This window comes from Streptomyces sediminimaris (assembly GCF_047049295.1).
Lineage (GTDB): Bacteria > Actinomycetota > Actinomycetes > Streptomycetales > Streptomycetaceae > Streptomyces > Streptomyces sediminimaris.
This window is the reverse complement of the sequence record NZ_JBJWOT010000001.1, coordinates 4,539,755-4,562,974: the sequence shown is the minus strand read 5'-3', so window position 1 is coordinate 4,562,974 and position 23,220 is coordinate 4,539,755. Positions and strand designations below refer to the sequence as shown.

Sequence of the window (23,220 nt, the reverse complement as noted above, 5' to 3'; positions counted from 1 at the left end):
GTCCTCCGGGGACAGCAATTCACGGTGCGCCAGCCAGCGGCGCCAGCTGTGCGTCTCGCCGCAGCGTGCGCAGCAGCCTCTCGCCCTCACCGTCCGGCAACGCCGCCACCAGCACGTCGAGCATCGCCAGCACACGCGTGCGGAAGGTCATGGTCCTTACGGCGTCGGTCAGTTGCCGCAGGGCGCCTTCCCGCTCGCCGCGGGCCGTGATCCAGCCGGCCAGCTCCGTGCGGGCGGCGTCCGGGTCGTAGTCCTCGGCCAGCACCCCCAGCAGGCCGGCCGCCGGCGCCTGGGCCAGTTCACCGACCAGCGGTGCGTCCCTGCCGGCTGCCAGCAACCGCTGTCGTACGGCCTTGGTACCGAGTTCGGTGAGGCGGATGAGCTCGACCGGCCCGGCGGTCAGCTCCTCTCGCCGGGCATCGGCACGCTCCCGCGCCGCCAGGTCCGTTGCCGCTCCCGCGACGCCCAGCAGCTCCGCGAGCTCCGGCGGCATGTCCGCGAGCAGCTCGGGACCGGCATCGGAGAGGTCGATGTCCAGGAACACCGGATCGGCCATCCCACGGTCACGCTCGATCGTGCCCAGGTCGTCCAGCAGGTCGAGCACCGCGCGCAGGTCCCGGTCGGCGTGCTCGAACCACATCCGGTGCTGAAGGTCCGACCCGGCGCCGAGCTCGAAGGAGGTCCGATAGGCCAGGTGTACCGTGTCGCGCAGCCGCGGCCAGGGCATCGGGTAGGGCAAGCTGTAGAGCGTGTTCAGCACGTCGTCCAGGACGTCCTCGTAGACGTCGAAGAGCATCGACTCGACGTGCCAGCCGCTGCGCGCCCCGATCAGAGCCTGCCGCAGTTCGAAGCACGCGTCGAAGGCGCGCAGCCACAGCTGAAGCGGGTCGGCCAGCACCGGCCGGGCCTTGGCCACCGCGTACAAACGCCCCTTGACCACCCGGACCAGCCGCGCCTTCTTCGCCCACTCCAACAGCAGTCCCAGCCGCGGCAGGTCGGCCGAAGAGCGCACCCCCTCGATCTTGTCGCCGGTGTCGAGTACGTCCACCAGCTCGCGGGCCTCCGCCATCCGCAGCCGTCCCGTCGCCGTCACCGGTCGGCCGCCCTGCCCCGCCCATTCGGCGAGTCCGCGCAACTGCGCCACCGTCGTCGACGCCTCGGCCCGTCGGCGCAGTTCGTCGTCCGGGGGAAGCATCACGGGCAGTTGCGGCTCGGCCCGGGCCACGCCGGGCAGCGCGCGGCCGGTCAGCCGCCGTTCCATGATCGTGGCGAGAGTCTGCTGATCGTAGGCGACCTCCCCGCGCTGCGCCCGGTCCGCGAAGCGCTGAAACGCCGCCCCGTCCTGGACGTCCACGCCCTGCTCCGCGGCCGTCATCGCCCAGAACTTCGCCAATCCCCAGCGAGTGCGGTCCGTCATCGCCGCCGGATGCCGGTCCGCGACCCCGTCGACCGCGGCAAGGGAATCCCGGAGTGAGGGGCCGCGCGGGTCCGCCAACTGCGCGGCGTGCAGATAGCGCAGCAGCGTGCGCAGGGTGCCCGGGGCGTCGCCGCGTTCCTCCCCGGGAAGCTCGGTGACCTGCTGGGGAAGCCAGGAGAGCAGTAGCTCCTCCGCATGGCGCGACTCCCACAGCCCCAGTCGGCCGTCGGCAGTCGCCAGGTGCCGGTAGTCCAGCACCGTCTCGGCCATGTACCCGTCCACCGGCAGCCCCTGCTCCCCGGCCCACCGAACCAGGCGGTCGACCAGCAGCCCACGCGCCGCCTCGAACTCCTCCTCGGCCTCGGGTTCGAACCGCATCCGCATGAAATTCGTCCAACCTGTCAGCAGCAGTCCTTGCCGTGCCACGCTATCGCCGGACGGGGCCGGCAACTCGGCCGAGGACGAGCGGCCCGCTACCTGCAGGGCAGTACATGGTGGTTGTCATTCGCCGCAAACGCGGCTTCGAACCTCCTTGCGGCGAACCGGACTGTGTCGCACGGACCACGGCCAGGAACGGCACGCCCCCTGGCCGATCCAGATCGACGAAAGGCCAGGCAATCCCAGCCGGCTGCCCCGACCAGGAACGACCACGTCCGGCGACGGCGGTGCCCACGGCACGGGCCTGGCCGCAGCGGGGACTTCTTCGTCAGCGGGCGTCCGCCTCGGGCTCCGGACGCGGGAGCTCGTCGAGGTCGAGGGTGAAGGTGCGGCCGTCGGCCAGGGGGATGGGGAGCTTGCCCGTGCCGTACTTGTGCGTGTGTACCGCGATGTACCCCGTGGCGGTCGGCTGGGTGTGGAGGACGACTTCCTGCGCGTACGGGTCCACGACCAGGTAGATCGGAATGCCGTAGCGGCCGTACTTCGCGGTGCAGTCGTCATAGTCCTTGCGCGCGGAGGAGGTCGAGACGACCTCGGAGATCAGCAGGACATCCTCGAAGCTGTAGCGCTTGCCTTCCTTGCGCGCATCCTCGCGCAGGATCGCCAGGTCGGGGGCGGAGTTCTCGTCGGCGGGGAAGTCGATGTAAACGTCGGAGGTGACCTTCGCATGACGGCCGAGGGCGAGAGCGGAGTCGATCTGCATCGACCTGATGGTGCTGGAGTGCTCTTCGCTCTGCGGAGTCATGATCACCTTTCCGTCGGCCCCGAACAGGACCGTGTATCCCCTGGGGAACTCGGTGTGCACGATCGCGTCGACGCTCATGGACGGCTCCTTCCCGTGTGTGGTCAGAATACGACGGACAGTGCCGCGTCACCGAGCCCGGAGGACGGCCGGAAGACCGGTCGGGACAGGCCCTGCGGCCAGCTCACCGGCGATGCCGGAGATCCGCAGCGGGGCCTGTCCGCACGACATAGGAATAGGTAGGCCAACGAGGCGTCGCCTGGGTCACGGCGGACGCCCCGCTCGTCGCCGCCGTCCGAACGGCCAAGCAGTACTTGACCTACGTCAGCGCAGGCCCGTTCCAGTACGCGATCGCCGAAGCGCTCCGCCTGCCGGACTCGTACTTCGACAACCTCCGCGCCGGCCTCCGCCGCAAGCGCGACCTGCTCGGCGACGGCCTGCGCGCGGCCGGGTTCAAGGTCTACCAACCCCAGGGCACGTACTTCTTCACCACCGACATCACCCCCTTCGGCAAGAAGGACGACGTTCTCCACGAGGCCGCCACCCGCCTGCAACGCCTGGCGACCTGAAGTTCACGCCCCTTCGTCCCGAAATCCCGACTACCCGCCGGAGGAAGAGCGTGAGGCACGATCGACCTGGTCCTGAAGCAGATGGAAATCGTGGCCGTGCTGTGGGCGCCCGCGGCGAAGTAGCCCCGGACACGGCGGCGGGCCACTCCTCTGGACCCCAGTCGTCGCTCCGCGGCCCTGCCGTTCCACCTGCCCGTCCGTCAGTCCGTCACGGCCACGTGCGCTCAATGCGGTCGCTCCGTACGGCGTAGGCGGCCGGTCCGCCCCGATCGACCGCCCGGTGGATAGCGTCGCGACGTGCCACGAGCCGCTCGACCATCTCTGCGCTGCGAAGCTGCTGGTTGTCGAGATAGAAGAGCACCGCCTCGCGTTCGAGGACCGGCCGGATCTCCAGGTCCCGGCTCTTGATCCGCCCGTCCTTCGAGAGCGGTACCCACGACTGGTCGAGGCCGTAAGTGATCCATTCTTCGTCCGCCACGTCCTGCCCGTCGTCGGGGAAGGCGTCCCCGATGCGGTGAACAACCCACCCGCAGGCCCTCAGCCCTTCAGCGACACGACGCCCGAGATTTCGGTCGAGGAAGAACTCAGGCGGCAAGACGCACCACTGCCCGGCACAGCGCGTCGACCTGCTCGGGTGTCATGTCGAAGTCGTAGGCGATGTCCTCGACGCTCTCCCCGGCCTCCCACAGGTCGGTGATGGCGTTGACCGCCACGCGATTGGCGGCCACCACGGGAAGTCCGTGGCCGAACCGCGGGTCGATCACGACGGGTACGGAGTCCGGGTACTGCCTCAGCCGCAGGCTGGAGGGGAAGTCGTCGTCGGGCTCCCAGGTCAGGTAGCGGAGGTAGTCGGAGACCACCTCATGGATGGGGGCCTGACCGTCCCTCGCCCTGCGGAGATCTCCGAGGCCGTGCTCAACGAAGATGTCCACGCCGTCCGTCGCGATCCGCTTCGACACCAGCCCGTAGGGGGTGGCAAACGCGTCCCGTACGGCGGCGGCGGCCTCCCTGATCTCGCTCATGCGGAGGCCCAGGGAGCGCAGAGAACGCAGGACGTGTGCCTCGGCCACCGCGATGAACGGGACCGACGGCTGCCCCTTCCTCAGCGGCTCCACCTGGTGGACCAGCGGCGCTCCGGCTGCCCTGCCCTTCAGCCACGAGGTGAGGGTCGACTGCGGAATCTCCAGGTAGGAGGCTGTTTCCGTGGGAGTCAGTAGTCCGTCACTGAACCTGTCGATCATGCCCCACCTCCTCCTGCTGTCGTGACCGGCACGGGGTTTCGCATCGTCGCACATCAAGCCTCCCACCCGAGGGACGACCGCACACCCGCCCACCGGCTCAGCCGGCCGCACGGAGACGGCCTTCGGCCGAGCGTTCCCGGCACTCCCGGCACAGGCCGGGTTCCGCCGTGCGGAATCCCCGGTCGCAGCCGTCGCAGTTCCGCATGGGCACGACCGCCCGACGTACGGGGGATTCCGTGCTGCGGGCCAATGCGCGCAGGGAAAGGGGGGTCTCCTTGAGGCGGTAGGCGAGGATGCCGGCCGGTCGGGTCAGAAAGTGGTCCGGGAGACGTGCGGTGAGATGGTCCGTGATCTGCGTAGGCAGGAGACCTGCCGCGAGCCACCGGGTGACGGCCGGGGCAAGGCGGGCGGCCTCATGCGCGGTCAGGACGAGGCGGGGGTCGACTCGGCGCAGGCCGGCGAGTACGGCGACGGCTCGGGGGTCGGCGTCGGCGAGCGGGGTTGGTGCCTCCGCCTCCTCCTTCGCTTGTACGGGCGCCTGCACCGGTTCCCGCACAGCCGAGGACGCGGGTGTGCCCGCCGGAGCGGCGGGTTGCTTCCGGGGCCGACGCGGTTTGGGCGGCTTGGGAGGCCCGTCCGGATCTGGGTCGCCGCCGGGGACGCCGTAGAAGTACGTGCGGGTACGGACCTGCCCGGTGGGCGTTCGTTCCCGGCGGCGCTCCAGGTATCCGACGTCTTCCAACTCCCTCAGCGCTCGCGAGATGAGGATCTCGCCCTCGGCGAAGTGCTCGCACAGGGCGGTGATCGTGACGGGGGAGCCGTCGGGCAGGGAGGAGATGTACGCCGCGACACCGACCGTGACCGCGCTGCCGCGTCGTTGCGCGAGGGCGTTGGAGATCACGGTGAAGTCGGCGGTGAGCCGAGTGCGGACGTGGATCACGCCGGAGGTCGGTGCTCCGGCGTCGGCGCGCAGGGGCGCGTTAGACTGCGGGTCAGCCATCGGGAAGGGTTCGCTTCCTGATCGGTCAGGCCCTCGTTCGGGATGCCAGTCCCGGCCGGGGGCCGATGTCTGTGTGCGGTTGTCGCGGCGAACGTAACCGGCCGCATCCCGCGCCTGCAAGCCGGTCACTCGGACGGGTGACGCGGGCCGTGCGGCCGGGGAGGGTGGGTGGGCGGGTAGTTCTTTCCCCCGGTTCTTTAGGGAGGTCAGCGGCCTGCCGGGCTCTCGCGTACAGGGGCCCGGTAAGCCCGGGGCGTGGACGGTGACCAGAGCCCGTCGGGCTCAGTGACGGTGGCTGTCGGCCTTCAACTCGCCTATCACTGAGCCCGGCGGTACGGCCGGAAGACCGGTCCGGGCGGTGTTGTGCGGCTGGCTCACCGGCGATGCCGAAGATCTGCGGCGGGTCGGTCGCACGACAAACGAATAGGTAGGCCAACGAGGAGTCGCCTGGGTGACCGGCCCCGCGGAGCTCGTGGCCGCCGTCCGCTCGGCGAAGCAGTACCTGACGTATGTCGCCTCCGGCCCCTTCCAGTACGCGGTCGCCGAGGCGCTGCGCCTGCCGGACTCGTACTTCGAGGAGTTCCGCGCCGACATGCGGGCCAAGCGCGAACTGCTGGCGGGCGGCCTGGAGCAGGCAGGCTTCAGGGTCTTCCGCCCGGCCGGCACGTACTTCGTCACCACCGACATCCGCCCCCTCGGCGAGAGCGACGGCTTCGCCCTCTGCCGGGCGCTGCCGGAGCGCGCGGGCGTCGTCGCCATCCCGAACGCGGTCTTCTACGACCACCGCGAGCAGGGCGCCCCCTTCGTCCGGTTCGCCTTCTGCAAGCGGACAGGCGTACTGGAGGAGGCCGCGCGCCGCCTCAAGCCACTGGCCGCATAGGGCCCGGGGCCGTTGGGCTATTCAGTGTCCTTCGGGTGTCGCGGGGAGGCGTACACCAGGATCACAGTCGAGGTGGCCGGGCTGACCAGGTAGCGGACCCGGCCGCCGCTGGTGATCTCGTACTCCCACTGTTCCAGCTCGGAGCCTTTCCATTCCCTGGTGGCGTGCCTGCCGCGGAGCTGGTGCTGGCGGTTCCAGTTGGCCCGCGACAGTGGGTCTGTGCGAAGGGCTTCCAGGCAGCGATGGGCGTTCGGCAACGCCACCCGGCACAACTCTTCCCAACCGGTCGCGGCCTCCGTCGTCCCGTGGATGACGTTCCAGCCGTTCAGTGGAGGGACGCTGACCCGATCGCCTTTCTTCGGGCTCACTCGTGCACCTCGACCGGGCCAAGGTCGACGTCACCGAGCGGACGGAGTGCTTCCCTGAGCTGGTCAGGGTCAGCGTTGATGCGAGCAGTTGCCCGCCACGAGACGATCGCTCGGTGCACAGCCTCCTTGGCACCCAACTCAGCGGCGTCGGACAGCGCGTCCAGGAGCTCGACGGTGAATTCCCGGACTTCCTCGCCATTCAGGTGGCGCACCCACGGGAACACCTCGGGCAACGCGAGCAGAAGCGACCTGACGCCGTCATCCTGCTTCATCAGAGCAAGGAACAGCCTGGACGCGGTGGTCAGGTTTTCCTCAGTGCGCTCTGCCTGTACAGCCGTGGTCAGCACCATGTCGGGCGCGTCCCGGTGTGTGACCCGCAGACATCCCAGGGCGGCGGCCCTCGCGGCGACTGCCTTCGGATTCCGAGACAGATCGGTGAACGAGACGGATTCCGATTCGGCTACCGAATACACGATGCTCATACTCAGACTGTACTCTGATTGCGCTCTGATTTCTATGGCGAGATGGCAACCAGCCAGGAAAATGGGTGCGTGAACACGGAGTGGACCGGGTGACCGGTACCCAGGAACTCGTGACCGCCGTCCGGACCGTCAAGCAGTTCCTGACCTACGTCAACGCGGGCCCCTTCCAGTACGCGGTCGCCGAAGCCCTGCGCCTGCCGGACACGTACTTCGACGGCTTCCGCGCCGACCTGCAGCGCAAGCGCGACCTGCTCGGCGACGGCCTGCGGGCGGCCGGGTTCGAGGTCCACCAGCCCCAGGGCACGTACTTCATCACCACCGACATCACTCCCCTCGGCGAGAAGGACGCCCACGCCTTCTGCCGCGCACTCCCCGAACGCTGCGGCGTCGTCGCCATCCCCAACTCCGTCTTCTACGACGACCCGGACGCCGGCCGCAGCCAGGTCCGCTTCGCCTTCTGCAAGAGGGACGACGTTCTCCAGGAGGCCGCCGACCGCCTGCAACGACCGGCGCCCTGAGGCAACGCCCCTTCTCCCCGAACTGGACCTAGGCAAGGCCGCCACCAGCGTGAGCGGGTCCCGACTCCCAAACCGGTCTGCACTCGTTGGAGCAGACCGGCCGATCGAACTCGGCAGCATGCAGGGCCCCGTAGCGTCGCCAGAGTGGAGTCCAGACGCGTAGCCCAAGGCGTGCCGCTTGAGGAGTACCAGCTGACGCCGGCGGATCAGCGTCGGCAGGAAGAGAGGGCCTCCTCGCGCCTTGGAGTTCGCGCGCTGGCGCGTGCGCCTGTACTGCGGACACATCCGCGAGGTCAGGCGTTCGCGGAACCAGGAACGGCCCGACCGAGGAGTCACCGACCAAGAACGCTGCACGGAGTGTGGTCTCGACCCCCACCAGGGGCGCCCTCCCGTCACGGCCACGTGCGCTCAACACGGTCGTGCCGTACGGCGTAGGCCGCCGGGCCGCCCTTCTCGACGGCCCCGTGGATCGCGTCACGGCGTGCGACGAGCCTCTCGACCATCTCGGCACTGCGAAGCTGCTGGTTGTCCAGGCGGCAGCAGCAACCGGGAAGTGGCGCAGGCCTTGTTCGTCACCGTGAAAACCGTGGAGACGCACCTGGCACGGGCCTACCGCAAACCGGGCATCCGGGGACGCGCCGAACTGGCCGGTGCCGTTCGGCACGGGCGGGAGGGACAGGAGGGGACGGCCGCCTGTCCCGACGGAAGCGACGGAGGCGACGGAGGCGGAGGCGACGGAGGCGCCGGAGGCGGAGGCGACGGAGGCGACGGAGGCGCCGGAGGCGGAGGCGACGGAGGCGACGGAAGCCCGGCCTCACAGCCGCGGTGATGACACGGCATACGGGGGTCCGGCCGTGAACGGCTCGCGCCGCCCCTGTCACGCGGACACGCCGGGCGCCCGCAAGCGCACCCGCTCGGGCCCCCAGCACTCGCGCACCGTCCGTCCTGCCCGCACTGTGCCGGTGTGACTCACGCCAGCACCCTCGCACCGCCGTCCACCACGAAGTCCGCTCCCGTGGCCGGGGACCACGCGCAGTCGCCCCCGGCGGGGATGGTCACCGCCCTCGGGCTGTTCCTCGCCGCCCGGCTGCTGGGCGTGGCCGCGCTGGCGATGGCCACCCGGCCGGCGACCGGACGCGGCCCCTTCGGCCTGCTCGGGCTCTCCTGGGACTCCCTGTGGTACCTGGGGATCGCCGCCCACGGATACGCCGACGCCCCGCACCTGCGGCCCGGCGTCTACAGCGACATGGCGTTCTTCCCGCTGTACCCGGCGCTCGTGCGCGCCGTGTACACGCTCACGCCGCTCGGCGGGGGTGCCGCGGGGCTGGCCGTGTCCTGGAGCGCGGCGGCCGTGGCGGCCTGCGGGATCCACGCGGTCGGCGCCCGGCTGCACGGGCCGGCCGTCGCCACCGCGCTGGTGCTGCTCTGGGGCCTGCTGCCGCACTCCGTCGTGCTGTCGATGGCGTACACCGAGCCCGTGCTCACCGCCTTCGCCGCCTGGTCGCTGTACGCGGTGCTCACCGGCCGCTGGCTGTGGGCGGGCGCGCTGGCGGCCCTCGCGGGGCTGTCCCGGCCCAACGGGTCCGCGGTCGCCGCCGCGGTGCTCGCGGCGGCGGCGTGCGAGGCGTGGCGGTGCCTTCGCGCGCGCCGCGGGGTTTCCCACAGGCTGTGGACGGGCGCCGCGCTCGCGCCGGCCGGCTGGGTCGCCTACGTCCTGTGGGTCGGGCACCGCACCGGCGACCTGCTCGGCGGGTACTTCGAGGTGCAGCGGCTGTGGGGGTCGCGGTTCGACTTCGGGAGGGGCTCGCTGCAGTTCGTGCGCCATCTGATGCTGCGGGGGGACCGGCTGGTCTTCCCGATGGCGATGGTGATCGTGGCGGTGGCGGTCGTGCTGTACGCCCTGCTGCTCGCCGACCGCGCCCCGCTGCCGCTGCTCGTGCACACCGGCGTGCTGCTGCTGATCGTCCTCGGCGGCTCCGGCTACTTCGAGTCCAAGCCCCGCTTCCTCCTGCCGGCCTTCCCGCTGCTGCTGCCACCGGCCCGCGCGCTGGTCCGTACGGCGAGAGCCCGGCCGCGGCACGCGACCGTGGTGGTCGCTGCCCTGGCCGGGCTCTCGTTCGGCTACGGGGCGTATCTGGTCGTGATCGCCCAGATGCCGCTGTAGAGGAAGAGGGCTTACTCCTCGTCGCCCTCGGGCTTCTCGCCCGCTTCGTTGATGTCCTGCTCGAGACCGAGCTGCTCGACGAGCCACCGGTCGAACTCGATGGCGGCGCGCACCCAGCTGACCGTGGAGGAGACGAAGTGCTCCAGGCTGACGCCGGTGCCGATCAGCATCTGCGCCTCGCCGATCAGGCGGACGGTGCCGTCGTCGTGGGTGTGGCTGTAGACCTTGGGCCACAGCGTCCGCCGGTTCCAGTCGTCGATGGACTCCAGCAGCTGGGGCTTCTCGTCGATCTGGTGGGGCCGGTCGTAGAACGTCCGCACCGAGAAGACCTGCTGGTCGCCCTCACCACGGAACATGAAGTACGTACGGAACTGCTCCCACGGCGCCGCGAGGTCACCCTCTTCGTCGACGACGTACTTGAGCTCCATCTGGTCGAGGAGCTGCTTCACGAGGTCCTGATCCGGGACGACGGGGCCCGCCGGTCCTTGCTGCGGCTCGGGCTGGCCCCCGAAGTTCGGAATCGAGGACGGGTCGATGCTCACCGTGATTTTCCCTTCGTACGGATGCCGCCATCCTCCCCCATGCGGGGAGGGGGGTGGCAACCCCGGCACCCTCCGTCACAGGGTCTTTCCGGTGGCGGGTCCCACGATCAGGCCCTCCCCGAACGCGTCGACGCGGACCGTGTCGCCGTCCTTGACCTCACCCGAGAGGATCTCCTTGGCGAGGCGGTCGCCGATGGCCGTCTGGACCAGCCGGCGCAGCGGCCGGGCACCGTAGGCCGGGTCGTTGCCCTCGTCGGCGAGCCAGGCCAGGGCGGCGTCGGTGACCTCCAGGGTGAGGCGACGGTCCGCGAGGCGCGCGGCCAGCCGGTCGAGCTGGAGACGGGCGATACGGCTCAGCTCGTCCTTGCTCAGCGCCGAGAAGACGACGAGGTCGTCGAGGCGGTTGAGGAACTCCGGCTTGAAGGACGTCCGCACCACCTCCAGGACCTGCTCCTTCTTCTCCTCCTCGCCGGTCAGCGGGTCCACCAGGAACTGGCTGCCGAGGTTGGAGGTCAGCACCAGGATGGTGTTGCGGAAGTCGACCGTGCGGCCCTGACCGTCCGTCAGCCGGCCGTCGTCCAGCACCTGGAGCAGGATGTCGAAGACCTCGGGGTGGGCCTTCTCCACCTCGTCGAGCAGGACGACGCTGTACGGACGCCTGCGCACGGCCTCGGTGAGCTGGCCGCCCTCCTCGTAGCCGACGTAGCCGGGCGGGGCACCGACCAGGCGGGCGACGCTGTGCTTCTCGCCGTACTCGGACATGTCGATGCGGACCATCGCCCGCTCGTCGTCGAAGAGGAAGTCGGCGAGCGCCTTGGCGAGCTCCGTCTTGCCGACGCCGGTCGGCCCGAGGAAGAGGAAGGAGCCGGTCGGGCGGTCGGGGTCGGCGATGCCGGCGCGGGTGCGGCGCACCGCGTCGGAGACCGCGCGCACGGCCTCGCCCTGGCCGATCAGGCGCTTGCCCAGCTCCTCCTCCATGCGCAGCAGCTTCTGCGTCTCGCCCTCCAGGAGGCGTCCGGCGGGGATGCCGGTCCAGGCGGCGACGACGTCCGCGATGTCGTCGGAGCCGACCTCCTCCTTGACCATGGTGTCCCTGGAGGCCTCCTCCTCGGCCTCGCTGGCCTCCTCCAAGTCCCTCTCCAGGGACGGGATCTCGCCGTAGAGCAACTTGGAGGCGGTGTCGAAGTCGCCCTCGCGCTGGGCCCGTTCGGCCGTGCCTCGCAACTCGTCGAGCTTCTCCTTCAGTTCACCGACGCGGTTGAGGGACTGCTTCTCCTTCTCCCAGCGGGCGGTCAGGCCGCGCAGCTCCTCCTCCTTGTCGGCGCGGTCGCGGCGCAGCTTCTCCAGGCGCTCGCGGGAGGCCGGGTCGGTCTCCTTCTCCAGCGCCAGCTCCTCCATCCGGAACCGGTCGACGGCGCGCTGGAGTTCGTCGATCTCGACGGGCGAGGAGTCGATCTCCATCCGGAGCCGGGAGGCCGCCTCGTCGACCAGGTCGATGGCCTTGTCGGGCAGGAAGCGGGAGGTGATGTAGCGGTCGGAGAGGGTGGCCGCGGCCACCAGCGCCGAGTCCGCGATCTGCACCTTGTGGTGGGCCTCGTAGCGGCCCTTGAGCCCGCGCAGGATCGCGATCGTGTCCTCGACGCTCGGCTCCGCCACCAGCACCTGCTGGAAGCGGCGCTCCAGCGCCGGGTCCTTCTCGATCCGCTCGCGGTACTCGTCCAGCGTGGTCGCGCCGACCATGCGCAGCTCGCCGCGCGCCAGCATCGGCTTCAGCATGTTGCCGGCGTCCATGGCCGAGTCGCCGCCGGCGCCCGCGCCCACGACGGTGTGCAGCTCGTCGATGAAGGTGATGATCCGGCCGTCGGAGTCCTTGATCTCCGCCAGGACGGTCTTCAGCCGCTCCTCGAACTCGCCGCGGTACTTCGCACCCGCGACCATCGCGCCGAGGTCGAGGGCGACCAGCCGCTTGTCCCGCAGGGACTCCGGCACGTCACCCTTGACGATCCGCTGGGCGAGCCCCTCGACGACGGCGGTCTTGCCGACGCCGGGCTCGCCGATGAGGACCGGGTTGTTCTTCGTACGGCGCGAGAGCACCTGCACGACGCGGCGGATCTCCTGGTCCCGGCCGATCACCGGGTCGAGCCGGCCCTCGCGCGCCGCGGCCGTGAAGTCCGTGCCGAACTTCTCCAGGGCCTTGTACTGGCCCTCCGGATCGGGTGTGGTCACCCGGCGTCCTCCCCTCGCCTGCTGGAAGGCCTCCTGCAGCTTCTTCGCCGTGGCCCCCTGTCCGGACAGTACGTCACCGGCGGCGCCGCCCTTCGCGGCGATCCCGATGAGCAGGTGCTCGGTGGAGAGGAACTCGTCGCCGAGGTCCCTGGCGCGCGCCTGCCCGTCCGCGATGACGGCGAGGAGGTCGCGGTTGGGCTGCGGGGGCGCCACGGTCGAGCCGGTCACGCTGGGCAGCGAGGCGAGCACCTTCTCCGCGCCGGCCCGGACGGCGGCCTGGTCGGCGTTCACCGAGGACAGAAGGTCGACGATGTTCTCGTTGTCCTGCCCCTGGAGCAGAGCCAGGAGCAGGTGCGCGGGCGTGAGGTCGGGGTGTCCCTCGGTCACGGCCCGGTTGCCGGCGGCGTTGATGGCGTCCCGGCTCCGGTTGGTCAGCTCGGCGTCCACGTTCGCGTTCTCCTCCTGGCGTCAGCGGTCATCCACCTGACTTGGGAAACGTACACAAAGTTGAGTCTATTCCACTCAAGGTCGGAGCAGCTACCTTCCAGGGCATGGCTACGCACACCCAGGACCCCGGTGCCCCGGGCCCCTCGTATCTCACCTTCTGGCGGGAGCGGCACCTGTGCACGCTGACCACCCCGCGCCCGGACGGCAGCCCGCACGTCGTACCCGTCGGGGTCACCTACGATCCCGAGGCCCGGCTCGCCCGCGTGATCACCGACAGGTCGAGCCGCAAAGTGGCCCATGTGCTGGCCGCCGGGCCCGAGGGTGCGCGGGTGGCGGTCTGCCAGGTGGCGGGGCGGCGGTGGGCGACCCTGGAGGGCCGGGCCTTCGTACGGAGCGAGCGGGAGCGGGTCGCGGAGGCCGAGCGGCGCTACGCCGAGCGCTACGAGCGGACGCCGGCCCCGAAGCCGTCACGTGTCGTGATCGAGATCGAGCTGACCCGGGCCATGGGCAACGCCTGACGATTTTCAGCCATGGACGGACGCGGAACGACACGGTCGATAACGGGAAATGTCCCCCGAAAACTGCAGCGGCGTCACCGTGTTCAGGTCACGGTGACGCCGCTGCGGGGGGAAGCACCTGAGCGATCTGTTACGACGGGGGAATCGCGTCAGGCACTGCGGGGGGTGGCTGAGATGGTCCGAACATCGGGGGTTTCCGGTTCCACCAGCCGGTGGTCTCGCTGGTCCAGGTTCACAAAGATCATTCCGTACCGGATGGCACATCGCACGGGCTGCGGCGCCCCCCGAGGCCGCCGCAGACACCGGTACGCCCGTACGTCCTCGTCCTCGTCGCGCGTGACGACGACCGGCTCACCGAAGACGGTCACCATCAGCGAGTCACCGGAGTGGGGGATCGCGGTGACAAGGTCGATGAAGTGCCAGCCCGAGCGGTAGGCCGTGGCCATTTCGCGGCGGAAGGAGCGGTCGTCGGGTGGAGTGGTCATGACTCGGCGACCCACGTGCTGTCACTGGGAGCCACCCACGTGCTGTCACCCGGGACGTCGGACGCCGCGACGACCCACGTGCTGTCGCCGGCACTGGCGGCGGACACGGAAGTCGTCTTCCACGTACTGTCCTGCGCTGCGTCACCCCGCGCCCCCGTCAGGCCGCTCAGCGCTCCGAAGGCCAAGGCGGCGGAGAAGGCGGCGACAAGCGCCGAGCGAAGCATTCTCTTATGCATAGTCGGCTTCGTCCTCATTTGAAGGTCACCTCTCCCCCGTCCGAATACGACGATGGCCCATTCCGGCACGTCATGGCCACACAAACGATGCATCATGTTCCTGCACGTTCAGGACCCTGGGGGGTGGAGATCTGGTGATAAGTGAGACTAAGCGGACACATCCCCATGGGTTGACCGACCTGTGCGAGGACGGACGCCGTCTCTACGGCAACGCTCTCCGGACGGGACGCATAGCCCGTTCGGATGCCGAGCCCGCGCCGTGCCTGATGGAGTTCGCCCTGCTTCATCCCGATCCCGACGATCCCAACTGGCTGCGGCCCGTACCGCCTTCGGTCGCGCTTGCCCAGAGGCTCACACCGATCGAGAACGAGATCACTCAGCGCAGGCGGCTGTCCATCGAACTCGCAGACGCTTTCGAGCCGTTCATGACGCTCAGCGCCCAGTCGTCGGCGACCACGCATTCGATCACCGTGCTGGAGGGCCTCGACCGGATCAACGCGGCGCTCGACCTCGCCACGTCCCAGTGCCACACCGAGATGCTCACCGTCCAGCCGAGCCGCCGCCGGCTCGAGCACACCCTCGCCCAGGGGCTCAACCGTGACCGGCCGTTGATCGACCGGGGCTGCCGCATCCGGACGCTCTACCAGCACCCGGCCCGCTACAGCCCCGAAACCCTGGCGTACGTCGCCCAGTTCACGGACGGCAAGGTGGAGTACCGCACCATCGACGAACTGGTCGAACGGCTCATCATCTGCGACGAGACCGTGGCCTTCATCCCGACCCGCGACGACGGGGAGATCGCGCTCGAACTCCGGCACCCCGGGCTCGTCCGCTATCTGATCAAGGTCTTCGAGTTCATGTGGACCCGTGCGGTCCCGCTGAGCGCCGGCGCCCCCTACGAGACCGCCCCCGACGGGATCACCGAGATCCAGCACTCCATCGCCAAGTTGCTGGTCGAGGGCCATGTGGACGAGGCGATCGCACGGCGGCTGGGCATGAACGTGCGCACCTGCCGCGCCCACATCGCCAAGCTCGCGACGGCCCTGGGCAGCGGCAGCCGGGCGCAGCTCGGCTTCCTCATAGCGCAGTCGGGGATCCTGAAGCAGGACCCCTGACACCGATCCGGAAGAAGAGGGTCATTGGTGATGACTCAGGCGCACCGGCACGGCCCGGAGGAGCTGTGCGAACCGGGCCTGGAACTCTACGGACGCGCCCTGCGGGAAGGGCAGGTGAGCAGCGCGGACGCCGACGCGGCGCCCTGCCTCGTCGACTTCGGTCTGCTGCATCCCTGCGTCACCGACGCCGGCCGTCTGGAGCCCGTCGCCCCAGCCGTCGCCCTGCACCGCCTGCTGCGCACGTCGGCGGAGCGCATCGCCGGCGAACGACAGCGTGAGGAAAGGCTGGTGGAGACATTCGGGCCGCTCATGACCATCGACGGGCGGACCGCCGGAACGGCGGACCTGCCGACGATCGAGGTCGTCAGCGGGCTCGACCGGATCAATGAGGCCATCGCCGGGGCCATGGCCGACGCCTCCCGCGAACTGCTGGCCATTCAGCCCTACGACGGCCGCAGTCCCGCCGAGCGCCTGGCCAAGAGCCTGGGCCGCGACCAGAACCTGCTCGACCGCGGAGGCCGCATCCGCACGCTCTACCAGCACACCCAGCGCTACTCGCCCGCCGTGATCGCGCGCTACGAGCAACTCACCGGCGACGCCGAGGCACGCACCCTCGACCAGATCACCGAGCGCCTCATCGTGATCGACCGCACGGTGGCCTTCATCCCCGCGAACACCGACCGCACCCTCGCCCTCGAGGTCCGGCACCCGGTCCTGATCGACTACTTCGCGGTCATCTTCGACCGCCTCTGGCACATGGCCACACCCATGCACCCCGAAGCCGTCACCCGCACCACCCCGGCCGGCATCACCCCCCGCCAGCACGCCATAGCCGCTCTCCTCGTCGAGGGCCACACCGACACCGACATCGCGGAGCGGCTCGGCATGAACGTCCGTACCGCCCGCGTCCACATCGCCAAACTCGCGGCCACCCTGGGCAGTGAGAGCCGGGCCCAGCTCGGCTACCTCATCGGGCGGTCGGGGATTCTTGACCGGGAAGAGTGACGGGGCCCGCGTCGGTGGGGTGACGGTGGCCGTCGAGGCCCACCTGGGCGATGCGGACGCCGAGCTGGGTGCGGCTGGCCGCACCGAGGGTCTCGGAGAGCCGGGCGATGTGGGCGCGGCAGGTGCGGACGCTTATGCCGAGCCGCTCCGCGATCACCGCGTCCTGGTGGCCCTCAGCCAGCAGTGCCGCGATGGACTGCTCGCGGTGGGAGATGCCCTCGATGCCGGTGTCGGGCAGCGGCGCGGTCAGCGGGATCGCGAGGCGCCAGAGCCGCTCGAAGACGGTGACCAGGTATCCGACCAGCGCCGGATGGCGCAGTTCCAGGGCGAGCGTGCGGTCCGCGTTGGCGGGGATGAAGGCCACCGTGCGGTCGAACAGGATCAGCCGGTCGATCACCTCGTCCAGGGTGCGCGCCTCGACCGAACCGCCCATCAGCTCCAGGTAGTTGAGCAGGCCCTGGCCGTGCCGGGCGACATGCGTGTACAGGTCGCGCATCCGCACGCCGCGCCCGCGCAGGGCGAGCGCCCGGTGCAGACCCTCCGTCAGCTCGTCCTCGGGCCGGATGCCGCCCGGCTGGACGGTCAGGACCTCCGTCGTGCACGCCCCGGTGGCCTCGTCCATCGCGGCCTGGATGCGGGACAGCCCGTCCAGCACGCGGATGGCGGCCCCCTCCGTGCCCGGGCCCGTGGCCGCCCTCTGCTCGGGGCCCAGACCGGCGTACCGCTCGACGGCGGCGACCACCGCGCCCACCCGCCGCTGACTGGCGCTGACGTCGTCGTAGACGCCGCGCAGCAGCCGCGTCATGACCTCCTGCGGGGACGTGGGGACCAGCCAGTCCATGTCGTCGGGGTCCGGGTGCAGCAGGGCGAGCTCCAGCAGGCAGGGCACCGGTCCGGCGTCCCGGCGCGGCACGCGGCCCCGGCGTACGGCCCGGGAGTACACGCGCTCCCCGGCCTCGCACAGTCGGTCGGCACCGTGTGGATGCTCCTCCGTCCCGTGCCCGGCCATCGCCCATCCCACCCCCGGTTTCGCCGCCTTCGCAGCGCAACTATGCGCGGACGGGACCGGCTGTGCAACACGGCTCGGCGCGGGGTCACGGTCGCCAAACGCCCATAACTCCCGCTTTGTACGGTCCTCATGCTGCCGCATTGCAACAAGCTGACGGCCCGGGCGGCAGAGTGGCGCGGGCGAGGGGCGCTCCGGGGCGGCGGCGGCCGGATCACGTCCGGGCGGGGGCGCGCTCAAGGGCTGCCGTGGGCCGTCAGGAACGGCCCGGCAACGGTCGCGTCCGCAAAGGGGGAACGCCCTACTTCTTCAGTCCGATGGCCGAGCATTCCGAGGCGTACTTGGAGGTGCAGATCTCCGAGACCTTGTAGATGCCGTCGGCGACGACCGTCGACTTGATGTTCTTGCGCGTCAGCGCGGTGACGGTGACGAGCTGCGCCGGGATGTCCTTGTTCGTCGGACTGTCGACGGTGTCCTGGGTCAGCGCGTCGAACTCGATGTCCTTGCCCTGCACCTTGTCGACGGCCATCTGCGCGGCAGCCTGGGCCTCCTCCGGGTAGGACTTGTAGACGCTCATGTACTGCTCGCCCGAGACGATCCGCTGCACGGCGCTGAGTTCCGCGTCCTGCCCGGTCAGCGGCGGCAGGTGGGTGACACCTGCGTCCTCCAGGGCCTTGACGATGCCGCCCGCCATGCCGTCGTTGGCGGAGTAGACGCCGTCGATGTTGTTCTTGCCGACCGCCTTGATCGCTTCGGTCATGTTGGCCTCGGCGTTCTTCGGGTCCCAGTCCTTGGTGTCGAAGGACCGGGCGATCGTCACCTTGCCCTTGAGCTCGGCCAGGGCGCCCGCCTTGAACTGCTTGGCGTTCGGGTCGGTGGGCGAGCCGTTCATCATCACGATCTTGTCGGCGGTGCTGACGTCGCTGCCCAGCGCGTCCAGCAGCGAGCGGCCCTGCACCTCGCCGACGAGCTCGTTGTCGAAGGAGATGTACGCGTCGATCGGGCCCTCGGCCAGCCGGTCGTAGGCGATGACCGGGATACCGGCGTCCTTCGCCTTCTGCACCTCGCCGGCGATGGCGTGCGAGTCCACGGCGTCCAGCAGGATGATGTCGACCTTGTCGTCGATCATCTTCTGCATCTGGTCCGCCTGCTTGTCCGCCTTCTGGTCCGCGTTGGCGTAGGCGACCCGGCCCCGGTGATTGGTCAGCGAGGCGACCTGCTTCTTGATGATGGGGTAGTCGAAGTTCTCGTACCGGGTGTTGGCCGTCTCCGGCAGCAGCAGACCGATCGTGACGTCGTCGCCCTTGGTGGGACTCGCCGAGCTGCTGTCGCCCGAGACGTTCAGCACGCCGCAGGAGGAGAGTGACAGGCTGGTGGCGGCTATTGCTGCGCACACGGCGGTACGACGGATACGGCTGTTCACTGCGGTGACCTTCCGGACAAGGGTGCTACTGGCGGCCCAGGTGAAGGAAGCCAACGCTTTCTTCACACGATCGTCAAGGAATAACCGGGTAATGAGACGTCAACGTTAGAGTCCGCCCGCCCTTCTGACGGAGGGCGGCCGGCCGGCGCGCGGACGCGGCAGGGGCCCGGAATGTCTCCGGGCCCCTGCCGCGACGTGACGCGGTACGTCAGTCGGACTGCTGCCGCTTCGGCCGCCACACCACCAGTGCGCTGGTGCGCTGCGCCTCCTGGTACGGCACCAGGTCGCGGCGGTACGACGCGTGCACCGCCGCCTCGCGCTGCTGCATGGCCGCCGCCGCGCCCTCGATCGCCGTCTGGAGTTCGGCGACGCGCTGCTGGAGCGCGGCGACCTGGTTCTCCAGCTCGATGATCCGCTTGATGCCGGCCAGGTTGATGCCCTCGTCCTGTGACAACTGCTGCACGGTGCGCAGCAGTTCGATGTCACGGGCCGAGTAACGCCGGCCGCGGCCGGGAGTGCGGTCGGGCGAGACCAGGCCGAGGCGGTCGTACTGGCGCAGGGTCTGCGGGTGCAGGCCGGAGAGCTGGGCCGCCACCGAGATGACGTAGACCGGGGTCTCCTCGGTCAGTTCGTACGGGTTGCGTCGACGGCCGTCCATCTCTCTCAAGCTCCCTTCGCGGCCTGGAACAGCTCCGCCCGCGGGTCCTCGCCCGCGGTCGCCTCGCGATACGCCTCGAGCGCGTCACGAGCCTTCCCCGTCACGTCCCTGGGAACACTCACCTCGACGGTGACCAGGAGGTCGCCGCGGGTGCCGTCCTTGCGGACCGCGCCCTTGCCCCGGGCGCGCATGGTGCGGCCGTTGGGCGTACCCGGCGGCAGCTTCAGGGTGACGGGAGGGCCGCCCAGGGTGGGCACTCTGACCTCACCGCCGAGGGCCGCCTCCGCGAACGTCACCGGGACGGTGACCAACAGGTTGTCGCCCTTGCGGCCGAAGACCGGGTGCGCGGAGACGTGGACCGTGACGTACAGGTCGCCCGCCGGACCGCCCCGTTCACCCGGCGCGCCCTTGCCGCGCAGCCGGATGCGCTGGCCGTCCTGCACCCCGGCCGGTATGCGGACCTGCATGGTCCGGGAGGACTTGGCGCGGCCGGAGCCCTTGCAGACCTCGCAGGGGTTCTCCGCGATCAGGCCCCGGCCCTTGCAGTCCGGGCAGGGGTCGGTGAGGGAGAAGCCCCCGCCGGAGCCGCGCGCCACCTGTCCGGTGCCGACGCACGTCGGGCAGACCCGCGGGTTGCCGTTGGCGTCGCCGGTGCCGGAGCAGGCCTTGCAGGGCGCCTGCGAGGACATCCGCAGCGGGACCGTCGCCCCCTCGATCGCCTCGGTGAAGCTGAGGCTGACCTCGGTGTCGATGTCCTGGCCGCGCCTGGGCTGCACCCGGGTGGTGCCGGAGCCGCCCCGGTTGAACAGGCCCCCGAAGACGTCACCGATCCCACCGCCGAAGCCGCCGGAGCCCCCTCCGGCCTGGCCACCGCCGAAGAGGTCGCCCAGGTCGAAGTTGAACGATCCGCCGCCCGTGCCCGGCCCCGGGCGGAACCCGCCGTTGCCGAACAGGGCGCGCGCCTCGTCGTACTCCTTGCGCTTCTTGGGATCGCCGAGAACGTCGTTCGCCTCGGAGATCTCCTTGAAGCGCTCCTCGGCCCTGGTGTTTCCCTTGTTGGCGTCCGGGTGGAACTCGCGGGCGAGCTTCCGGTACGCCTTCTTGATCTCGGCCTCGGTGGCGTCCTTGGGGACGCCGAGGACCTTGTAGTAGTCCTTCTCGATGAAGTCCTTGGTGCTCATCCTCGACGCCCCTCCTTTCTCATCGGTTCAAGCTCAGCCCTCGTCCGGGCCACCGCTCTCCTTGTCGTCGGCCGCCTCGGCGGAGTCCTGGGACTCCGGCTTGACGGTCTGCGCCCCCGGCTGGGGCTCGGCCACGGCCACCCGCGCGGGGCGGATGGTGCGCTCGCCGATGCGGTACCCGGGCTGCAGAATCGCCACGCACGTCGTCTCGGTGACATCGGGCGCGTAGCTGTGCATCAGGGCCTCGTGGATGGTCGGGTCGAAGGGCTCGCCCTCCTTGCCGAACTGCTGCAGACCCATCTTCGCCGCCACGGTCTCCAGCGACTCCGCCACGGACTTGAATCCGCCGACGAGTTCGCCGTGTTCCCGTGCGCGGCCGATGTCGTCGAGCACGGGCAGGAGCTCGGTCAGAAGGTTCGCGATGGCGATCTCCTTGACCGTGATCCGGTCCCGCTCGACCCGGCGGCGGTAGTTCTGGTACTCGGCCTGGAGCCGCTGGAGGTCCGTCGTGCGCTCTCCGAGCGCCGTGCGTACCTGGTCCAGCTGGGCCGTCAGACCGGCGATCTGCGCTGATGCGTCCCCGGCCGGGGCCGCCCCCTCCCCGGTGGAGGGGGAGGCGGCCTTGGGCTCGGCGTCGTCAGGGGTGGCGCCGGAGGGGACGTCGGGCTTCTCGTCGAAGCCCGGGGTCTCCTCCGTCACGCGGCACCGTCCTTGCGCTCGTCGTCCACGATCTCGGCGTCCACGACGTCGTCGTCGGCCTTCGGGGCCTCGCCCTCGGCGGACGCGCCGCCCGCGGCCTGTGCGGCCTGGGCGTCGGCGTACATGGCCTGGCCGAGCTTCTGCGAGACGGCCGCGACCTTCTCGGTGGCGGTGCGGATCTCGGCGGTGTCCTCGCCCTTGAGCGCGGTCTTCAGCTCCTCGACGGACGCCTCGACCTCGGTCTTGATCTCGCCCGGGACCTTGTCCTCGTTGTCCTTGAGGAACTTCTCCGTCTGGTAGACGAGCTGCTCGCCCTGGTTGCGGCTCTCGGCGGCCTCGCGGCGGGCGTGGTCCTCCTCCGCGTACTTCTCGGCCTCCTGGCGCATCCGGTCGACCTCGTCCTTCGGCAGCGAGGAGCCGCCGGTGACGGTCATCTTCTGCTCCTTGCCGGTGCCGAGGTCCTTGGCCGTGACGTGCATGATGCCGTTGGCGTCGATGTCGAAGGCGACCTCGATCTGCGGGACACCGCGCGGGGCCGGCGGCAGACCGGTCAGCTCGAACATCCCGAGCTTCTTGTTGTACGCCGCGATCTCGCGCTCGCCCTGGTAGACCTGGATCTGCACGGAGGGCTGGTTGTCCTCGGCGGTGGTGAAGATCTCGGAGCGCTTGGTCGGGATCGTCGTGTTCCGCTCGATGAGCTTGGTCATGATGCCGCCCTTGGTCTCGATGCCGAGGGACAGCGGGGTCACGTCGAGGAGCAGGACGTCCTTGACCTCACCCTTGAGGACACCGGCCTGCAGGGCGGCGCCGATGGCGACGACCTCGTCCGGGTTGACGCCCTTGTTGGCGTCCTTGCCGCCGGTCAGCTCGCGGACGAGCTCGGCGACGGCGGGCATACGGGTGGAACCGCCGACGAGGACGACGTGGTCGATCTCGCCGAGCTGGATGCCGGCGTCCTTGATGACGTTGTGGAACGGCGTCTTGCAGCGCTCCAGCAGGTCCGCGGTCAGCTGCTGGAACTGGGCCCGGGTGAGCTTCTCGTCCAGGTGCAGCGGGCCCTCGGCGGACGCGGTGATGTAGGGCAGGTTGATCGAGGTCTCGGTGGACGAGGACAGCTCGATCTTGGCCTTCTCGGCGGCCTCGCGCAGCCGCTGCAGGGCCATCTTGTCCTTGCTGAGGTCCACGCCGTGACCGGACTGGAACTGCTTGACCAGGTAGTCGACGATGCGCTGGTCCCAGTCGTCACCGCCGAGGTGGTTGTCACCGTTGGTGGCCTTCACCTCGACGACGCCGTCGCCGATCTCCAGCAGGGACACGTCGAAGGTGCCGCCACCGAGGTCGAAGACGAGGATCGTCTGGTCGTCCTTGTCGAGGCCGTAGGCGAGCGCGGCGGCGGTGGGCTCGTTGACGATGCGCAGGACGTTCAGACCGGCGATCTCACCGGCCTCCTTCGTCGCCTGGCGCTCGGAGTCGTTGAAGTAGGCCGGGACGGTGATGACCGCGTCCGTGACCTTCTCGCCCAGGTAGGACTCGGCGTCGCGCTTCAGCTTCTGCAGGATGAAGGCGGAGATCTGCTGGGGGTTGAAGTCCTTGCCGTCCAGCTGGATCTTCCAGTCGGTGCCCATGTGGCGCTTCACGGACCGGATGGTCCGGTCCACGTTGGTGACCGCCTGGCGCTTGGCGACCTCGCCGACGAGCACCTCGCCGTTCTTGGCGAAGGCGACGACGGACGGCGTGGTCCTGGCACCCTCGGCGTTGGTGATGACGGTGGGCTCGCCGCCCTCCAGAACGCTGACGACGGAGTTAGTCGTGCCCAGGTCGATGCCGACCGCACGTGCCATGGTGATCTTCCTCCAGCTG

At 70.0% G+C, this 23,220-nt stretch carries 21 protein-coding genes and 3 pseudogenes; 8 read left to right on the top strand and 16 right to left on the bottom strand.

Annotated elements, in window-relative coordinates:
* Positions 1-19 precede the first annotated feature (19 nt).
* Both ACJ9NR_RS21240 and ACJ9NR_RS21235 read right to left on the bottom strand, forming a co-directional pair.
* Positions 20-1,795, bottom strand: coding sequence for a hypothetical protein (locus ACJ9NR_RS21240; protein ID WP_412493744.1), 1,776 nt, complete (start codon positions 1,793-1,795; stop codon positions 20-22).
* 328 nt (positions 1,796-2,123) lie between these two features.
* On the bottom strand, positions 2,124-2,678 hold the full coding sequence (locus tag ACJ9NR_RS21235; RefSeq protein ID WP_412493745.1) for a Uma2 family endonuclease: 555 nt from the start codon (positions 2,676-2,678) through the stop codon (positions 2,124-2,126).
* A gap of 173 nt (positions 2,679-2,851) precedes the next feature.
* On the opposite strand from ACJ9NR_RS21235, the pseudogene ACJ9NR_RS21230 reads away from it, so the two are divergent.
* Positions 2,852-3,166 (top strand): annotated as a pseudogene (locus ACJ9NR_RS21230) (aminotransferase class I/II-fold pyridoxal phosphate-dependent enzyme); the annotation flags it as partial.
* 208 nt (positions 3,167-3,374) lie between these two features.
* On the opposite strand, the gene ACJ9NR_RS21225 reads toward ACJ9NR_RS21230, so the two are convergent.
* From ACJ9NR_RS21225 to ACJ9NR_RS21215, 3 genes are all read right to left on the bottom strand, one after another.
* Positions 3,375-3,761: a PIN-like domain-containing protein gene (locus ACJ9NR_RS21225; protein ID WP_412493746.1), complete on the bottom strand. Its 387-nt coding sequence runs from the start codon at positions 3,759-3,761 to the stop codon at positions 3,375-3,377.
* Positions 3,751-4,407, bottom strand: a complete 657-nt coding sequence (locus tag ACJ9NR_RS21220) for a DUF433 domain-containing protein (RefSeq protein WP_412493747.1) — start codon at positions 4,405-4,407, stop codon at positions 3,751-3,753. Before ACJ9NR_RS21220 ends, ACJ9NR_RS21225 begins: the two co-directional genes overlap by 11 nt.
* A gap of 97 nt (positions 4,408-4,504) precedes the next feature.
* Positions 4,505-5,407 (bottom strand): hypothetical protein, encoded by a 903-nt coding sequence (locus ACJ9NR_RS21215; RefSeq protein ID WP_412493748.1) that lies wholly within the window; start codon positions 5,405-5,407, stop codon positions 4,505-4,507.
* Between the two features lie 442 nt (positions 5,408-5,849).
* Here ACJ9NR_RS21215 and ACJ9NR_RS21210 point away from each other — a divergent pair.
* Positions 5,850-6,287, top strand: a pseudogene (locus tag ACJ9NR_RS21210) (aminotransferase class I/II-fold pyridoxal phosphate-dependent enzyme); the annotation flags it as partial.
* A 17-nt stretch (positions 6,288-6,304) separates the two neighbouring features.
* Here ACJ9NR_RS21210 and ACJ9NR_RS21205 read toward each other — a convergent pair.
* Together ACJ9NR_RS21205 and ACJ9NR_RS21200 are read right to left on the bottom strand one after the other, a co-directional pair.
* The gene (locus ACJ9NR_RS21205) at positions 6,305-6,655 is read right to left on the bottom strand and encodes a hypothetical protein (RefSeq protein WP_412493749.1); all 351 of its coding nucleotides are present in this window, start codon (positions 6,653-6,655) and stop codon (positions 6,305-6,307) included.
* On the bottom strand, positions 6,652-7,137 hold the full coding sequence (locus ACJ9NR_RS21200) for a prevent-host-death family protein (protein ID WP_412493750.1): 486 nt from the start codon (positions 7,135-7,137) through the stop codon (positions 6,652-6,654). Before ACJ9NR_RS21200 ends, ACJ9NR_RS21205 begins: the two co-directional genes overlap by 4 nt.
* Before the next feature lie 89 nt (positions 7,138-7,226).
* Between ACJ9NR_RS21200 and ACJ9NR_RS21195 the strand changes: the two are divergent.
* From ACJ9NR_RS21195 to ACJ9NR_RS21185, 3 genes and pseudogenes are all read left to right on the top strand, one after another.
* A pseudogene (locus tag ACJ9NR_RS21195) lies at positions 7,227-7,655 on the top strand (aminotransferase class I/II-fold pyridoxal phosphate-dependent enzyme); the annotation flags it as partial.
* Between the two features lie 262 nt (positions 7,656-7,917).
* Positions 7,918-8,484 (top strand): response regulator transcription factor, encoded by a 567-nt coding sequence (locus ACJ9NR_RS21190; protein ID WP_412512771.1) that lies wholly within the window; start codon positions 7,918-7,920, stop codon positions 8,482-8,484.
* 135 nt (positions 8,485-8,619) lie between these two features.
* Positions 8,620-9,819 (top strand): hypothetical protein, encoded by a 1,200-nt coding sequence (locus ACJ9NR_RS21185; RefSeq protein ID WP_412493752.1) that lies wholly within the window; start codon positions 8,620-8,622, stop codon positions 9,817-9,819.
* A gap of 11 nt (positions 9,820-9,830) precedes the next feature.
* Here ACJ9NR_RS21185 and ACJ9NR_RS21180 read toward each other — a convergent pair whose 3' ends face one another.
* Positions 9,831-10,361, bottom strand: a complete 531-nt coding sequence (locus ACJ9NR_RS21180; protein ID WP_412493753.1) for a YbjN domain-containing protein — start codon at positions 10,359-10,361, stop codon at positions 9,831-9,833.
* Between the two features lie 75 nt (positions 10,362-10,436).
* Positions 10,437-13,034, bottom strand: a complete 2,598-nt coding sequence (gene clpB, locus ACJ9NR_RS21175; RefSeq protein WP_412493754.1) for an ATP-dependent chaperone ClpB — start codon at positions 13,032-13,034, stop codon at positions 10,437-10,439.
* Between the two features lie 104 nt (positions 13,035-13,138).
* Here clpB and ACJ9NR_RS21170 point away from each other — a divergent pair, with 104 nt between their 5' ends.
* Positions 13,139-13,552, top strand: coding sequence for a pyridoxamine 5'-phosphate oxidase family protein (locus ACJ9NR_RS21170; protein WP_412493755.1), 414 nt, complete (start codon positions 13,139-13,141; stop codon positions 13,550-13,552).
* 149 nt (positions 13,553-13,701) lie between these two features.
* On the opposite strand, the gene ACJ9NR_RS21165 is transcribed toward ACJ9NR_RS21170, so the two are convergent.
* The gene (locus ACJ9NR_RS21165) at positions 13,702-14,037 is read right to left on the bottom strand and encodes a Rieske (2Fe-2S) protein (protein ID WP_016437222.1); all 336 of its coding nucleotides are present in this window, start codon (positions 14,035-14,037) and stop codon (positions 13,702-13,704) included.
* A 406-nt stretch (positions 14,038-14,443) separates the two neighbouring features.
* On the opposite strand from ACJ9NR_RS21165, the gene ACJ9NR_RS21160 reads away from it, so the two are divergent.
* Both ACJ9NR_RS21160 and ACJ9NR_RS21155 read left to right on the top strand, forming a co-directional pair.
* Complete coding sequence (locus ACJ9NR_RS21160; protein WP_412493756.1) at positions 14,444-15,388, top strand: helix-turn-helix transcriptional regulator; 945 nt, start codon at positions 14,444-14,446, stop codon at positions 15,386-15,388.
* Between the two features lie 30 nt (positions 15,389-15,418).
* Positions 15,419-16,393 carry a helix-turn-helix transcriptional regulator gene (locus tag ACJ9NR_RS21155; protein WP_412493757.1) on the top strand — a complete coding sequence of 325 codons (975 nt, stop codon included), beginning with the start codon at positions 15,419-15,421 and terminating at the stop codon, positions 16,391-16,393.
* Here ACJ9NR_RS21155 and ACJ9NR_RS21150 read toward each other — a convergent pair.
* From ACJ9NR_RS21150 to dnaK, 6 genes are all read right to left on the bottom strand, one after another.
* Complete coding sequence (locus ACJ9NR_RS21150; protein WP_412493758.1) at positions 16,356-17,402, bottom strand: helix-turn-helix transcriptional regulator; 1,047 nt, start codon at positions 17,400-17,402, stop codon at positions 16,356-16,358. The genes ACJ9NR_RS21155 and ACJ9NR_RS21150 overlap by 38 nt on opposite strands.
* Before the next feature lie 298 nt (positions 17,403-17,700).
* Positions 17,701-18,822 carry a substrate-binding domain-containing protein gene (locus tag ACJ9NR_RS21145; RefSeq protein ID WP_412493759.1) on the bottom strand — a complete coding sequence of 374 codons (1,122 nt, stop codon included), beginning with the start codon at positions 18,820-18,822 and terminating at the stop codon, positions 17,701-17,703.
* A gap of 208 nt (positions 18,823-19,030) precedes the next feature.
* Positions 19,031-19,480: a heat shock protein transcriptional repressor HspR gene (locus tag ACJ9NR_RS21140; protein ID WP_412493760.1), complete on the bottom strand. Its 450-nt coding sequence runs from the start codon at positions 19,478-19,480 to the stop codon at positions 19,031-19,033.
* 5 nt (positions 19,481-19,485) lie between these two features.
* Complete coding sequence (gene dnaJ / locus ACJ9NR_RS21135; RefSeq protein WP_412493761.1) at positions 19,486-20,661, bottom strand: molecular chaperone DnaJ; 1,176 nt, start codon at positions 20,659-20,661, stop codon at positions 19,486-19,488.
* A 33-nt stretch (positions 20,662-20,694) separates the two neighbouring features.
* Positions 20,695-21,360, bottom strand: a complete 666-nt coding sequence (grpE, locus tag ACJ9NR_RS21130; RefSeq protein WP_412493762.1) for a nucleotide exchange factor GrpE — start codon at positions 21,358-21,360, stop codon at positions 20,695-20,697.
* Positions 21,357-23,201 carry a molecular chaperone DnaK gene (gene dnaK, locus ACJ9NR_RS21125; protein WP_412493763.1) on the bottom strand — a complete coding sequence of 615 codons (1,845 nt, stop codon included), beginning with the start codon at positions 23,199-23,201 and terminating at the stop codon, positions 21,357-21,359. The genes grpE and dnaK overlap by 4 nt, the downstream gene beginning before the upstream one ends.
* Positions 23,202-23,220 lie beyond the last annotated feature (19 nt).